The organism is Amycolatopsis sp. PSD-21 (genome assembly GCF_055561455.1).
In genome coordinates this window covers 2,399,702-2,414,345 of the sequence record NZ_CM145712.1, presented here as the reverse complement: position 1 = coordinate 2,414,345, position 14,644 = coordinate 2,399,702, and the positions used below count along the sequence as shown (strand labels likewise).

Genomic DNA, 14,644 nt, shown 5'->3' with positions numbered 1-14,644 from the left:
GTCCACGCGCGAGTACGGAGGTGCCGATGGCGGACTCAACGACGGAACGGCTGGGACATCGGCTCCCGGTGAAGAAGTTGTTCGCCGCCAGTGTCGGCAACGCGCTGGAATGGTTCGACTGGACCATCTACGCGACGTTCAGCATCTACTTCGCCAGTGAGTTCTTCCCGAAGGGCAACGAAGCCCTGGCGTTGATCAACACCTTCGCCACCTACGCGCTGGCGTTCTTCTTCCGCCCGCTCGGCGGGATGCTGCTCGGCCGGTTCGCCGACGTCAGGGGCCGGAAGCCGGCGATGATCCTGACCATCGTGCTGATGGCGGGCGGATCGGTGGCCATCGGCCTCCTGCCGACGTTCGACCAGGTCGGCTGGTTTGCCCCGATCCTGTTGCTGCTGGCCAGGGTGGCACAGGGACTGTCGCTCGGCGGTGAGGTCTCCAACGCTTCGGCCTACCTCGGTGAGATCGCCCCGCCCGCCCGTCGCGGCCGGTACTCCGCCTTCTTCTACATCTCGACCGGTTCCGCCGTCCTGCTCGCCTCGATCCTCGGGTTCGTGCTCGCGCGGACGATGTCCAAGGCGGACCTGACCGCGTACGGCTGGCGGATCCCGTTCCTGCTCGGCGGTATTCTCGGCATCGTCGGCCTGTGGCTCCGGCGCAGTCTCGCCGAGACCGAGATCTTCGAGGAGAAGAAGTCGACGGCGCGCCGGGTCGAACGTCCGCTGCGCACCACCCTCCGCGAGCACCCGCGGGCCGTCGTGCAGCTCGTGGGCTTCTCGATGCTGTCGACCCTTTGCTACTACACGTTCTTCAGCGCCCTGACCTCCTTCGCGGTCAAGACCCGCAAGGCCGACGACGTCGACGTGTTCCTCGCGTTGTCGATCGCGACGGCGTTGTTCGTCGCGCTCCAATACCCGATGGGCGCCTTGTCGGACCGCTTCGGACGCAAACCACAGCTGCTCGTCTGGGCGGCGGCGACCGCGATCCTCATCGTCCCACTGTCCACTTTGGTCAGGCCGGGGCTGCCGGGGCTGATGATCGTGTTCTGCGTCGGGCTCTGCCTGTACACAGCGATGACGTCGATCGCGCCCGCGATCATGAGCGAGCTGTTCCCCACCGAACTGCGCGGGCTGGGCATCGGCGCCTGGTACAACCTGACCGTCGCGTTGTTCGGCGGGACCGCTCCCCTGGTGCTCACCGCACTGTCCGACGCGGGATTGTCGACGCTGTTCTTCTGGTACGTGGCCGCCGGAGCGGTGATCGCGTTCTTCGTCATCCGCACCCTGCCGGAGACCAAGGGCAGCGACCTGCGCTGAAAACTCCGTCGCCGATGACGTGACGAGGCGGCTACCCTCGCGCTCCTACGACGAGCGCGAAGGAGGGACACCGTGTTGTTCGGCGATGTAAGCGAGGAACTGGCGCGACGCGTGGTGGAAGCCCTTCGCCACGTCACCGATATCGAGCCTCCCTCCGCGCTGGTGCGGGTCTCCGCGCAAGACGGCGTCGACTACCAGTGCGATCTCGCGATGAGCCTGAGCAAGCGGCTCGGCAAGCCGCCCAGGGAGATCGCCGCCGCCATCGCGGCGCGGCTCGACGTCTCGGACCTCGCCGAACCACCCGTGGTCGCGGGGCCTGGCTTCCTGAACTTCACGCTGCGCTCGTCCTGGCTGGAAGAGCGGACGACGGCGCTCAACGGTGACCCACGCCTGGGTGTCGCGGTGACGCCGCGACCGCGGCGGATCGCCATCGACTACAGCAGCCCGAACGTGGCGAAGGAAATGCACGCCGGACACCTCCGGTCGACTGTCATCGGTGACGCGATCACGCGATTGGCGCGGTTCGCCGGACATGAGGTCATCCCGCACAACCACCTCGGCGACTGGGGTACACCGTTCGGCATGCTGATCGAGCATCTGCTCGACGAGCGTCCCTCGGATCCGTACACGATCGGAGATCTCAACGGCTTCTACCGGGCCGCCCGGTCGAAGTTCGAAAGCGACGACGACTTCGCGACCCGGTCGCGGAACCGGGTGGTGCTCCTGCAAAGCGGTGACGATGAGACCTTGTCGCTGTGGCGGCGCCTGGTCGACGAATCGACACGGCATTTCACTCAGGTTTACGAACTCCTCGGCATCGACCTGACCGGTCAGGACATCTACGGCGAGAGCTTCTACAACCCCTTTCTCGCCGCGGTCGTGGACGACCTGACCGCCGCCGGGTTGACCGAGGTCAGCGACGGCGCGGTCTGCGTCTTTCCCGACGGCTTCCGCAACCGGGAAGGCGATCCGCTGCCGCTCATCGTTCGGAAGCGGGACGGTGGGTACGGCTACGCGGCCACCGATCTCGCGACCCTGCGGTATTGGACGGAACAACGTGGGGTGACCGACCTGCTCTACGTCGTCGGTGCGCCGCAAGCGCAGCACTTCGCGATGGTGTTCGCCGTTTGCCGGGCCGCCGGTTGGCTCCGCGAGGAGCATCGGGCCGAGCACGTCGCGTTCGGCTCGGTGCTCGGTGAAGACGGCCGTGCCATGAAGACCCGGGCAGGCGAGTCGGTCCGCCTTTCCGACCTGCTCGCCGAGGCGGTCTCCCACGCCGCCGAAGTGATCGACGGCCGGGGCGACCTCTCCCCCGACGTGAGGGAAGAGGTCGCCGAGGCGATCGGGATCGGCGCGCTCAAGTACGCCGATCTTTCCGGCGATCGCGAGCGTGATTACGTCTTTTCCTGGGACCGGATGCTCTCCACGAACGGGAACACATCGGTCTACCTGCAGTACGCCAACGCGCGGATCCGATCCGTGCTGGCGAAGGCGGGTCAGGACCTCACCGGCGCGCGGATCCTGCTCGGCCATCCCGCGGAACGGGCGCTGGCACTCGCGCTGACCCGCTTCCCCGAGGCGGTCGGTGCGGCGACGACCGGGTGTCTCCCCCACAAGTTGTGCACCTACCTGTACGAAACCGCGGTCGTGTTCACGCGGTTCTACGAACAGTGCCCGCTGCTGAACGCGGAAGGTGCCGGCGTCCGCGACTCACGACTGCTGCTGGCCGAGCTCACCTCGAAGACGCTGACGCTGGGTTTATCCCTGCTCGGCATCTCCACCCCCGCCCGGCTATGAGTCGCCGTGGTCGCTGAAGACCTTGCGCTTCAACGGAGGGACCGCCTGGAAGAAGCGGAACATCCCTCGCGCCATCGTGCGGCCCGCGCGGTTCTCCGACACGAACTGGCGGGCACTGCGTTCCGAGTCGCGCACCGCCGCGAAACCGTAGTCCCGCATCCGCTGCTCATAGTCGGCGACCGCGGAGCGCACCGCGCCGGTTTTCCGTGCTTCGACGAGGTTGCGGCACAGCAGTTGCGCGTCCCGGAGCGCGGTGTTCGCGCCGATACCGCGAAACGGGGTCATGCTGTGGATCGCGTCACCGAGCAGGGTGATATTGCTCGTCGGCCAGGGAGCGACGGGCTTCGACGTGAAGATCGGCAGCCGGGACACCGACCCCTCGGGTGAGCCGGCGACCAGTTCCTTGAACGCGGGGGCCCAGCCGTCGATCAGGTCCAGCACCAGGGCTCGCAGCGCGGCACCGTCCAATGAGGACAGGTTGTCCGGGTAGCGCCGGTCGTCCGCCGCGAACGCCCACATGATGTAGCTCGAGGTGTTGTCGAACAGGACGGGGTCGTATTCGGCGGTCTCGTCGTTGACCGACGAGACCCCGCTCAGCTCGTGCGGCGCGCTGAACAGCCCCGCGCCGGTGCGCGGCATCACCATGCTCGGACCATCGGTGAGCCGAGCGGGCAAACGCTTGCGGGTCTCCTCGGTCAGCGGATGTTTGCCCGCGATCGCGACGATCCCGGTGTCCACCCGCTCGGCTTCGGGAAGGAACTGTTTGCGCACCCGGGAATTGGCCCCGTCGGCGCCGATGACCAAGTCGGCCTCGACGGTGCTGCCGTCGGCGAACTCGCAGACGACCACCTCGCCCTCACGGCGGTAGCCGACGAACTCCTTGCCGTGGTGCAGAACTCCGTCGAGCCCGTCGGACAGCACCTGATGGAGGCTGATCCGGCTGACCGAGTGGTGATCGGACGCGGGATCCGGGCTCGACGTGAGCTCGCTGTCGATCACCATCAGGTCCTGCAGTTGCTCGGTGACGAAGCTGAACGGCCCGCTCGCGCTGCCCGTGGTCTCCAGGAAGCGTCGCCAGAGCTCGGGCGGCAGGCATTCGTGCAGCGCGGCCGAGCCGTGCGGGTTGATGTGCACGCGATAGCCCTGCAGACGTTCGGTCCGGGTGCGGCTGCGTTCGTGAACGGACACGTCGATTTCCGCCTTGCGCAGTCCTTGCGCCAGGCAGAGCCCGCCCGTGCCGCCGCCGATGATCGCGATTCTCGTGGTCATGGGTCTCTCCTTCGCTTCGCCGACAACTATCAACCATACGGATGATACAGTCAACTACATGTTTGAAAGAGTCAGCGGCTAAGCTGAACCGCATGTCCGAAGCCGTCCCGCGCAGCCCTCGCCGCGCCCCCGTCGAACGCCAGCGCGATCCCGAGCGCACGAAGGCGCAGCTCCTGGAAGCGGCGAAGGCCGAGTTCGGCGCGAAGGGGTACGCCGCGGCACGCGTCAGCGAGATCGCCGCGAAGGCGGGCGTGAACAAGCAGCTGATCTCGTACTACTTCGGCGGCAAGGAAGGGCTGTACAACGCGCTGACCGCGACGATGTACGACGACTACGCCGCGGTCGCCGACCACGAGAAGCCGTTCGCGGAGGTCGTCCGGTTCTTCGCCCAGTCGGGAGCCCGGGACCACGACCTCGCCAAGCTGTTCCTCTGGGAGAACCTGACCGACGGCGCACCCGACGCGGTCGGCGTCGAGGGCCAGCGCGGATTCCTCCAGCGGCAGGTGGAGTACGTGCGGGCCCGGCAGGCCGCGGGCGACTTCCCCGCCGACCTCGACCCCGAGTTCCTGCTGGTGATCTTCATGGCCGCTTCCAGTGCCGCGCTGGCGCTGCCTCGCGTCGTACGCGCCGTCTCCGGCCAGGACCCCGCCTCGGCCGAGTTCGCCGCGGCCTACGGCGAACAGTTGGCGCGTCTCGTCGGCCACCTCGCCGATCCGGGGAAGCGGTAGCAAAGGTCCCCCGCTACCGCTTGGACCCTTCGGGCCATCGCCGGACCAGGGAGGGCAAGAGGAAGACCGGCGGCCGACGTTCGGCATGTGCGACGACTGGTGCGGCGCCGAGGGCCTGATGCGGCGGCCTATCGAACCGGGACGGCGATCGCGGAGACGACGCCCAGGTCCGCGGAACGTCCTGCCCCGGGCCTGGTGCGCTAGCGGCGCAGCGGGACGAGGTCGTCCGCGTGGACGACCTCACGGCGTTGTTCGGCCGGGAGGTCGTGACTGGAGCGGCCGATGAGGTCGGGAAGCTCGCCCGCGTCGAAGGCCACGACTCCACGCGCCACGGTCCGCTGCCGGAGATCGACCAGGTCGACGACGTCGCCCGCCTGGAAGTCACCGTCGACGCCGGTGATCCCGGCGGCCAGCAACGAGCGGCGGCGGCGGACGACGGCCGCGACCGCGCCGTCGTCGAGGTGCAGTTTCCCGGACGCGCCCGCGGCATAGCCCAGCCAGAACCGGCGGGCCGACAGCCGGGAGTCGGCGGCGGCGAAGGCCGTGCCGACCTCGGCGGTGGTCAGGGCGCGCGCGGCCTCGGAAGCGGCGGCGAGCAGGACCGGGATCCCGGCGCCGGCGGCGGTGCGGGCGGCGGCGAGCTTCGAGACCATCCCGCCGGTGCCCAGCCCGGAGCTCGACATGCCGACGGTGATCCCGTCCACATCGGACTCCCCGGCGACCTCCGCGATCTTGCGGGTCGCGCCGTCGCGGGGATCCCCGTCGTACAGACCGTCCACATCGGACAACAGGATGAGCGCGTCGGCGCCGATGAGGTGGGCCACCAGCGCGGCCAGCCGGTCGTTGTCGCCGAAGCGGATCTCTTCGGTGGCCACGGTGTCGTTCTCGTTGACCACCGGCACCGCGCCGAGGGCCAGCAGCCGGGTGAACGTGTTCTGCGCGTTGCGGTAGTGCGCGCGGCGCACGACGTCGTCCGACGTCAGCAGAACCTGGCCCACCGTCAGGGAGAACCGGCCGAACGACTCGGCGTAGGCGTGCGCCAGCGCGAGCTGGCCGACACTGGCCGCGGCCTGCTGGGTGGCGAGGTCACGCGGCCGTTTGCCGAGCGAGAGCGGCGCGAGCCCCGCGCCGATCGCACCCGAGGAAACCAGCACGATCTGCGTGCCGCGGGAGACCCGGTCGGCGATCGCGTCCACCAGCGCGTCCAGCCTGGTCACGTCGAGACCGTCGCCGGCGGTGGTCAGCGCGGAGGAACCGACCTTGACGACCACCCGCTTCGCGTCGGCGATCGCCACCCGGGTTGAGCTCACTCGTCGTCCATCTCGTCTTCGTCTTCGATGCCGTCCGGACCGTCACGACGGATCCGGCGGGCTTCCTTGCGCTCGGCGGCACCGATCCGGCTGGTGTTCTCCAGCCGCACGTCCGTGCCCCGGCCCGACAGGTGCACCGCGACCCCGGCCGGGGTCGACGGCTCCCACTCGAACTGCACGTCGCCGATGGTGACGGGGCTGCCGGGTACGGCGCCCTTGCGTGCGAGTACTTCCTCGACGCCCAGCCGGTTGAGCCGGTCCGCGAGGTAACCCACGGCTTCGTCGTTGCCGAAGTTGGTCTGGCGGATCCACCGCTCCGGACGGGAGCCGCGGATGATGAACGCGCCTTCCTCCTCCGGGTCGTGCTCGACGGTGAAGCCCGCGTCGTCGACGGCCATCGGCCGGAGCACGACCTTGGCCGGCTCGGGGGCGGGCTGGTCGGCGCGGTACTTCTCGACGACGGCGGCGAGCGCGTAGGTCAGTTCCTTCAGCCCCTGCCGCGACGCCGCGGAGATCTCGAACACGCTGAGCCCGCGGGCTTCCAGCTCCGGGCGCACGAACTCGGCGAGTTCGGCGGCGTCCGGGATGTCGATCTTGTTCAGCACCACCACGCGCGGCCGGTCGGCGAGGTCGCCGCCGAGGCTCGGGGTGTAGCGAGCGAGCTCTTCCTCGAGGGCGTCGATGTCGGACAGCGGGTCGCGCCCTGGCTCGAAGGTGGCGCAGTCGACGACGTGCACCAGCACCGCGCAGCGCTCGATGTGGCGCAGGAAGTCGAGGCCGAGGCCTTTGCCCTCGCTCGCGCCGGGGATCAGCCCCGGGACGTCGGCCATGGTGAACACGGTCGAGCCGGCGGTGATCACGCCCAGGTTCGGCACCAGCGTGGTGAACGGGTAGTCGGCGATCTTCGGCTTGGCCGCGGACAGCACCGAGATCAGCGACGACTTGCCGGCCGACGGGAAGCCGAGGAGACCGACGTCGGCGACCGAGCGCAGCTCCAGGACGAGGTCGCGGGTCTCCCCCGGCTCGCCCAGCAGCGCGAATCCGGGCGCCCGGCGGGCCTTGGAGGCCAGCGCCGCGTTGCCGAGGCCGCCGCGGCCGCCCTGCGCGGCGACGAAGGTGGTGCCGTGGCCGACCAGGTCGGCCAGGATCTCGCCGTCCTCGGTCATCACGACGGTGCCGGACGGGACGCGCATCTCCAGCGTCTCTCCCGCCGCACCGGCGCGGTTGCCGCCCTGGCCCATCTTGCCGTTGCCGGCGCGGGCGTGCGGGCGGAAGTGGAAGTCGAGCAGCGTGTGGACGCCTCCGTCGACGACCAGCAGCACGTCGCCGCCGTTGCCGCCGTTGCCGCCGTCCGGGCCGCCGAGGGGCTTGAACTTCTCGCGGTGCACCGAGGCGCAGCCGTTCCCACCGTCACCGGCGGCCAGATGGATCACCGCTCGGTCCACGAACCGGGACGCCATGACTTGCCTCTATTCACTCGCGAAAAAAAGGGGATACACAAAACAAACGAGGGGTGGGCCCGGATATTCCGGCCCCACCCCTCGTCAGAGGTTCTAACTCGAAGCCGGAACTCAGGCTTCGGTCGGCACGATGTTGACCGTCTTGCGGCCACGCTTCTCGCCGAACTGGACCGCACCGGCGGCCAGCGCGAACAGCGTGTCGTCGCCGCCACGGCCGACGTTCACACCGGGGTGGAACTTGGTGCCACGCTGGCGGATCAGGATCTCGCCCGCGTTGACTTCCTGGCCGCCGTAGCGCTTGACGCCCAGTCGCTGCGCGTTCGAATCGCGACCGTTGCGGGAGCTGGACGCACCCTTCTTGTGAGCCATGGCTCAATCCTCTTTCTGACGAAGATCCGGAGAAAGTCCTACTTGGAGATGCCGGTGACCTCGACGCGGGTCAGCTTCTGCCGGTGACCCTGGCGCTTGTGGTAGCCGGTCTTGTTCTTGAACTTGTGGATCCGGATCTTCGGACCCTTGGTCTGCTCGACGACCTTGCCGGTGACCGAGACCTTCGCCAGCGCGTCGGCGTCCGTGGTGACGTCGCCACCGTCCACGAAAAGGACTGCGGGGAAGGTGTGCTCGGTTCCCGGCTCGCCTTCGAGCTTCTCGACCTCGACGACGTCGCCGACGGCCACCTTGTACTGCTTGCCGCCAGTCTTGACGATCGCGTACGCCGACACGGAAGTCTCCTGCTTACTCGACAACGGGTGGGGGCTTGCGTGATCGGCCCACCCAAGTTTCGGTGGTCCGGATGCTGCGCAAGGTGCCCGCTCTAGGTGGCGGGCCGTTCTACAGGTTACGTGGGGCTCCCCGGTGCGATCACACCGGGGTGCCCCTAGGTGTTCACTAGCTCTTTTCCGACGCCTTGACCGGCGGACCGGCCGGCCGCGAGGCCGCCCGTCGCGGACGACGGCGGGTGGTGGAGCGCACGGCCGGGGCCGGGACGTCCACCTCGGGTTCGGTCTCGTCCTGGGCCGCCGGGGCCTCGGGCGCGGAAACCTCTTCCGTCACAACAGTCTCAGCAGTCACCGGAACCTCGGGTGCTTCGGGTTCGGGGCCCGATTCCGCGACCACGGCGATCTCTTCCTCGCGCACGGCCGGAGCCTCGTCGTCCGAAGTCGTCACGGGCTCACCGGCGAGTTCGGTCGCGGGCGCCTCGGCGACCGCCTCCGGAACCGGCTCAGCGGCCGCCTCGGCCGCCTGTTCGACGGTCGCGTCGGCAACGGGCTCCGAGACCGGTTCAGCGGGCTGCTCGGCCGCCTGAGGGGCGTGGCCGTTGAGCGCGCCGCCCTCGGCGTTCTCAGCGTTCTCGGTGGCCTCGTGCGAGTGCTCGCCCTTGGCCGCCAAGGTGGCGTTGGCCACGGCCTGGACCGCCGACACCACCGACTCGCGCTGAGCGGGTGCCGGAGGCACCTCGGCCTTGGCCGCGGCGGGCTCGTTCTGGCCCTGGTCCTCGCCCTTGCCCCGGCCGCGGGACCGGCGGGAGCCCTGCTCCTTGCCGCCACCACCGCCGGTGCCGCCGTGGTTGTGGCCGTTGCCGCCGCCACCGGTGCGCTGCGGCTCGGTCGAGACGACCACGCCGCGGCCCTTGCAGTGCTCACACGGCGTCGAGAACGCCTCGAGCAGCCCGGTGCCGATCTTCTTGCGGGTCATCTGCACCAGGCCGAGCGAGGTGACCTCGGCGACCTGGTGACGCGTGCGGTCGCGGCCGAGGCATTCGGTCAGCCGTCGCAGCACGAGCTCGCGGTTGGATTCGAGCACCATGTCGATGAAGTCGATGACGATGATGCCGCCGATGTCCCGGAGCCGGAGCTGGCGGACGATCTCCTCCGCCGACTCCAGGTTGTTCCTGGTCACCGTCTCTTCGAGGTTGCCACCCGATCCGGTGAACTTGCCGGTGTTGACGTCGATGACCGTCATCGCTTCGGTGCGGTCGATGACGAGGTAACCGCCCGAGGGCAGCCAGACCTTGCGGTCCAGCGCCTTGGTGATCTGTTCGTCGATCCGGTGGTCGGCGAAGGCCGAACCGGTGCCCGTGTACCGCTTGACGCGATCCGCCAGGTCCGGCGCCACGTGCTGGACGTAGTTGTAGATGGTGTCCCAGGCCTTGTCGCCCTGGATCTCCAGCTTGGCGAAGTCCTCGGTGAACAGGTCGCGCACGACCTTGACCAGCAGGTCCGGCTCTTCGTAGAGCATGACCGGGACGCTGTTCTTCTTGCCGCCGTTGCCGGCTTCGGCCTTCTCCTTGATGACGTCCCACTGCGCCTTGAGGCGGCGGACGTCGCGGTCCAGCTCCTCCTCGCTGATGCCCTCGGACGCGGTGCGGATGATCACACCGGCGTCCTCGGGGACGATGCGCTTGAGGATGTCCTTTAGGCGGCGGCGCTCGTTCTCCGGGAGCTTCCGGGAGATGCCGGTGGCGCCGCCGGCGGGCACGTAGACCAGGAAGCGGCCCGGCAGCGAGATCTGCGTGGTCAGCCGGGCGCCCTTGTGCCCGACCGGGTCCTTGGTGACCTGCACCAGCACGGAGTCGCCGGTGGAGAGCGCCTGCTCGATCTTGCGGGCCTTGCCCTCGAGACCGGCAGCGTCCCAGTCGACCTCACCGGCGTAGAGCACGGCGTTGCGGCCGCGGCCGATGTCGATGAAGGCGGCCTCCATCGACGGCAGCACGTTCTGCACGCGGCCGAGGTACACGTTGCCGACGATGGAGCCGGTGCCGGACGAGGTCACGAAGTGCTCGCACAGGACGCCGTCCTCGAGCACGCCGATCTGCGTGGAGTCGCCCTTCTCGGCGACGACCATGGTGCGCTCGACCGACTCGCGGCGGGCGAGGAACTCGGCCTCGGACAGGATCGGCGCACGGCGACGGCCGGCCTCGCGGCCGTCCCGGCGGCGCTGGCGCTTGGCCTCGAGCCGGGTCGAGCCGCGCACGCTGCGGACCTCGTCCCGCGCGGGACGCTCGGTCTCGGCGGCCTTGGCCTGGCGCACGTGGACGACCGTGTTGGGCGGGTCGTCGCTGGTGGCCTCGGCGTTGTCGTCGTCCCCGCCCTTGCGACGGCGGCGGCGACGGCGGCGCTTGCTGCCGCCGTCCGAATCGCCTTCGTTGTCCGAATCGGCCTCGGCGGACGCCTCTTCGGCGGACTCTGCCGCGGCCTCTTCGGTCTCGGCGTCCTTGTCCTTCGCGCGCTGCTGACGATTGCGAGGGGCTCGCGACTCTTCGGGCTGCTCGTCTTCGTTCTCGGAGTCGGCCGAGCCCTCGTCGCCGCCCTTGCCCCGGCCGCGACCACGGCGTCCACGACGACGGCGGCGACGGCTGTTGGCGTCGTCACCGTCCTCGTCGGTGCCGTGGCCTTCGGCCTGCTCGGTCTGCGTCTCGTCTTCGTCGGAGGCGGCTTCCTCGGTCGGGGTGAAGGCGGGCTCCGGCTTGCGGGCGGGCTTCGCCGCGACGGGCTCCGGCGGCAGGAACACCGGCGACGGCGCGGCGAACACCGGGACGTGCACGGAGGCCTTCGCGGGCTTGGTCGTCGCCTGCGGCGGCTCCGGCGTCACCGGAGCGGCGAGCGCGGGCGGAACACGCCGCGAAGGGGCCTCCGCCTGCGGAGCGGCCTCCGGCTCGGCTTCGGGCTTCGGCTCGGGAGCCGCCGGGGTCTCGGCGACGGGTGCTTCGGCGGCAGGGGCGGCCTCGGCGGTCTCGGGCTCGTCGCCTCCGGCGAGGGCTTCGGCGAGCTTGTGCGCCACCTCACGGGTGACGCTGGACTGCGCGCTCCGGACGGTTTCGCCGAGCTCACCGAGCTTGGCCATCAGTTCACGGCTGTTGGATCCCAGCAGCTTCGCCAGCGCGTGCACCCGGATCCGGGGAGGCAGTTCGCCCAGCTGGCTTGCGATGGGTGTGGCGGTATTCCCGCCGGTGACGGCGGGTGTGTCCGCGTTCGACATATATCTCCTCCGCCCCCGGGCGCGTCGGCTGGCTCACACCGGCTCGACGCGGCCGCGCAGGGGCCCCTTTCTGTTCGTTCCGCCGTGGTGGTCACCAGCAGCGGGAATCCTTGCCCGGCACCGCGACGGCGCCGGGGTTGTCCGGGCGCCGCGTACGGCTGAAGGTCTGCTCGGCGGAGCGCTGGCCACGTTCGCGACATCGGGCCGCCCGCCACGTCGTCGAGCCGCATGCAGCGGCGACGCGTGTGGAGGATGTGCAGCACACCACCGGGCCACGAGACCGCGAGCGCCACCTCTCACGTGGGCCCGTCGGCCAGCGGCCACCGCGAGTATCCCACACACCGGCCCCACTCCGGTGTACTCGGTGCCACAGAGCTGGCTCCCGGGCGCGCCGCGGCCACCGGCCGAGCGAACTTCGCGGAAGAGCTTGTCGACCCGGCCGAGGGTGGCTAGCGTGCCGCTCGGGGGTACTGAAGCGTAGGCCTCGGCGCCCTCGTCGTCCGATGTTCTCCGGTGGGAGGTCCGGTGTCCCTGCTGGGGCGGTCCCTGCGAGCGGCCGTGTGCGCCTTCGTGGTGCTCTGCGGTTCGGTCGCCGCCGTGACGACGGCCGAGGCGGCGCCCTCGTGTCATCCCCAGGGACGGGCCCTGCGTTACGTCGTCGCCTTCGAGAAGGGCACCTCCGAGGCCGAGGCCAAGACCGCCATCTCGGACGGCTGCGGCAGCACGACGACCTACTATCCGCAGATCGCGGTGGCCGTGGCGACCTCGGCCGACCCCGCCTTCGCCGAACTGGTCCGGCCCGCCGCCGCGTTCAGCGCGCAGGCGGAACGGCTGGCGGTGCAGCGGGCCAACGGCACGTCACCGGCCAGGTCCGCGCCCGCTCGCGCCGAAGTCCAGCCGACGGACCCGGCGAAGGTCCCCTCCGCCGACCGCACCGGCGAGCAATGGGACATGCGCGCGATCGGTGCCGACAAGGCCCACGCGATCGAACCGGGCAGCCGGGACGTCGTCGTCGGCGTGCTCGACTCCGGTGTCGACCCCGCTCATCCCGAACTGGCGAGCGCTCTCGACCCCGAGAAGTCCGCGGGCTGCCTGACCGGCGTGCCCGACCGCAACTGGGCCGCGACGACCTCGGTGCACGGCACCCATGTCGCGGGGATCATCGCCGCGGCCGACGACGGCAAAGGCGTCACCGGGGTGGCGCCCGGGGTCCGGATCGCCTCGGTGAAGGTGATCGACGATCGTGGGTACGCCGACCCCGAAGCCGCCGTCTGTGGGCTGATGTGGGCCGCCTCACAGGGCATGACGGTGACGAACAGCAGCTACTTCGTCGACCCGTGGTCGCTTTCGTGCGCCCACAACGACGAACGGGGCGTGGTGAACGAGGTCATGGCCCGCGCCGTCGAGTACGCGACCTCGGCGGGCACCCTCACCGTCGCGGCGGCGACCAACGAGGCCGCCGAGCTGGTGCCGTCGCCGCGCTCGGGCGCCAAGTCCGGCTCCGAAGGTTGCCAGGCGCTGCCCGCGGGTCTGCGTGACGTCGTCGCCGTGTCGTCCGTGAGCGAGGAGCGGGTCAAGGCCGGCTACAGCTCGTACGGGCTTGGCGTGATCGACGTGACCGCTCCCGGCGGCGAGGCCGGGCGATGCGTGCTCTCGACCGTCCCCGGCGGATACGCGCCGCTGTGCGGGACGTCGATGGCGGCGCCGCACGTCGCCGGTGTCGCCGCGTTGCTCGCTTCGAAGCACCCCGGCTACAGCGCCCGCCAGCTGAGGCGGACGCTGGACGCCCAGGCCACCCCGATCGCGTGCCCCGCCGACTACGACCTGACCGGTGACGGCTCGCAGGACGCGTACTGCACCGGGTACGCGGGGTTCAACGGCTTCTACGGACATGGCCTGGTCGACGCGCTGGCCGCGGTGGCGCCGCGGCGCACGGGCGCGAACCCGGCCCGCTGACCGGTCAGCGCAGAAGCAGCTTGCCGAACCGCTTCGAGGACGCGTAGATCCCGACCGCCGCCAGCACCACCAGGTACGCGACGTTGCCGACCATGCCCCACGACAGGACGCCCGCCGAGAGCCCGCGCATCAGCTCGATGCCGTGGTACAGCGGGAAGACCTGCACGATCCACTGGATCCCTGCCGGGTACACCGAAAGCGGGTAGAACGTCGTGGAGAACAGGAACAGCGGCATCAGCACGAGGTTGATGTAGTCGAACTGCGACACCGACCGCAGGAAGGTCACCAGCACGATGCCGATGGCCGAGAACGCCATCGCGATCAGCAGCGCCGCCGGGATCATCAGCAGGGCCCACCACGAGCCGGGCAGCCCCATCACGGTCATCACGCCGAGGAAGGTCGCCGAGTAGATCCCGCCGCGCAGCACCGACCAGCCGACCTCGCCGAGCGCGATGTCCAGCGGCCCGATCGGGGTGGCGAGCATGGCGTCGTACAGCTTGGCGTACTTCAGCTTGAAGAACAGGTTGTACGTCGAGTCGAGGATCGCGCCGTTCATCGCCGACGCCGCGAGCAGGCCGGGCGCGACGAAGGCGACGTAACTCATCGCCTGCCCGCCGGGCCCGACGACCTCGCCCACGAGCTTGCCGAAGCCGAGCTGGAAGGCCATCAGATAGAACAGCGGCTCGAAGACGCCGGACACGAACAGCATCCAGGCGTGCGAGTACGTCAGGAAGGTGCGCTCCAGCACCGCCGTCGACCGGCCGCTGTACAGCGCGGACGGCAGGATGCGCAGCAGCACCCCGCGGCGCGGGGCTTCGGTGAGCACCGCCATT

11 protein-coding genes are annotated in these 14,644 nt (G+C 69.9%); 4 read left to right on the top strand and 7 right to left on the bottom strand.

The window, feature by feature from the left end:
* Window positions 1–26 precede the first annotated feature (26 nt).
* Window positions 27–1,313 (top strand): MFS transporter, encoded by a 1,287-nt coding sequence (locus tag ACZ1DY_RS11705; protein WP_465484339.1) that lies wholly within the window; start codon window positions 27–29, stop codon window positions 1,311–1,313.
* Between the two features lie 72 nt (window positions 1,314–1,385).
* Window positions 1,386–3,110, top strand: a complete 1,725-nt coding sequence (argS, locus tag ACZ1DY_RS11700) for an arginine--tRNA ligase (protein WP_465484338.1) — start codon at window positions 1,386–1,388, stop codon at window positions 3,108–3,110.
* Here argS and ACZ1DY_RS11695 read toward each other — a convergent pair.
* Entirely contained in the window at window positions 3,105–4,379 is a 1,275-nt protein-coding gene (locus ACZ1DY_RS11695; RefSeq protein WP_465484337.1) for an FAD-dependent oxidoreductase, read from the bottom strand. The genes argS and ACZ1DY_RS11695 overlap by 6 nt on opposite strands.
* 92 nt (window positions 4,380–4,471) lie before the next feature.
* Here ACZ1DY_RS11695 and ACZ1DY_RS11690 point away from each other — a divergent pair, with 92 nt between their 5' ends.
* Window positions 4,472–5,107, top strand: coding sequence for a TetR/AcrR family transcriptional regulator (locus tag ACZ1DY_RS11690; RefSeq protein WP_465484336.1), 636 nt, complete (start codon window positions 4,472–4,474; stop codon window positions 5,105–5,107).
* Window positions 5,108–5,307: 200 nt separating this feature from the next.
* Here the strand turns inward: ACZ1DY_RS11690 and proB are convergent, their stop codons facing one another.
* From proB to ACZ1DY_RS11665, 5 genes are all read right to left on the bottom strand, one after another.
* Window positions 5,308–6,417: a glutamate 5-kinase gene (proB, locus tag ACZ1DY_RS11685; protein ID WP_340685496.1), complete on the bottom strand. Its 1,110-nt coding sequence runs from the start codon at window positions 6,415–6,417 to the stop codon at window positions 5,308–5,310.
* Window positions 6,414–7,877 carry a GTPase ObgE gene (obgE, locus tag ACZ1DY_RS11680; protein ID WP_465484335.1) on the bottom strand — a complete coding sequence of 488 codons (1,464 nt, stop codon included), beginning with the start codon at window positions 7,875–7,877 and terminating at the stop codon, window positions 6,414–6,416. The genes proB and obgE overlap by 4 nt, the downstream gene beginning before the upstream one ends.
* Before the next feature lie 111 nt (window positions 7,878–7,988).
* Window positions 7,989–8,246 carry a 50S ribosomal protein L27 gene (gene rpmA / locus ACZ1DY_RS11675; RefSeq protein WP_007034782.1) on the bottom strand — a complete coding sequence of 86 codons (258 nt, stop codon included), beginning with the start codon at window positions 8,244–8,246 and terminating at the stop codon, window positions 7,989–7,991.
* A 38-nt stretch (window positions 8,247–8,284) separates the two neighbouring features.
* Window positions 8,285–8,599 carry a 50S ribosomal protein L21 gene (gene rplU, locus ACZ1DY_RS11670; RefSeq protein ID WP_005158538.1) on the bottom strand — a complete coding sequence of 105 codons (315 nt, stop codon included), beginning with the start codon at window positions 8,597–8,599 and terminating at the stop codon, window positions 8,285–8,287.
* Window positions 8,600–8,765: 166 nt separating this feature from the next.
* Window positions 8,766–11,855, bottom strand: coding sequence for a translation initiation factor IF-2 N-terminal domain-containing protein (locus ACZ1DY_RS11665; RefSeq protein WP_465484334.1), 3,090 nt, complete (start codon window positions 11,853–11,855; stop codon window positions 8,766–8,768).
* A gap of 525 nt (window positions 11,856–12,380) precedes the next feature.
* On the opposite strand from ACZ1DY_RS11665, the gene ACZ1DY_RS11660 reads away from it, so the two are divergent.
* Window positions 12,381–13,811 carry a S8 family peptidase gene (locus ACZ1DY_RS11660; RefSeq protein WP_465484333.1) on the top strand — a complete coding sequence of 477 codons (1,431 nt, stop codon included), beginning with the start codon at window positions 12,381–12,383 and terminating at the stop codon, window positions 13,809–13,811.
* A gap of 4 nt (window positions 13,812–13,815) precedes the next feature.
* On the opposite strand, the gene ACZ1DY_RS11655 is transcribed toward ACZ1DY_RS11660, so the two are convergent.
* The gene (locus ACZ1DY_RS11655; RefSeq protein WP_465484332.1) at window positions 13,816–14,643 is read right to left on the bottom strand and encodes an ABC transporter permease; all 828 of its coding nucleotides are present in this window, start codon (window positions 14,641–14,643) and stop codon (window positions 13,816–13,818) included.
* Between the last annotated feature and the right edge of the window lies 1 nt (window position 14,644).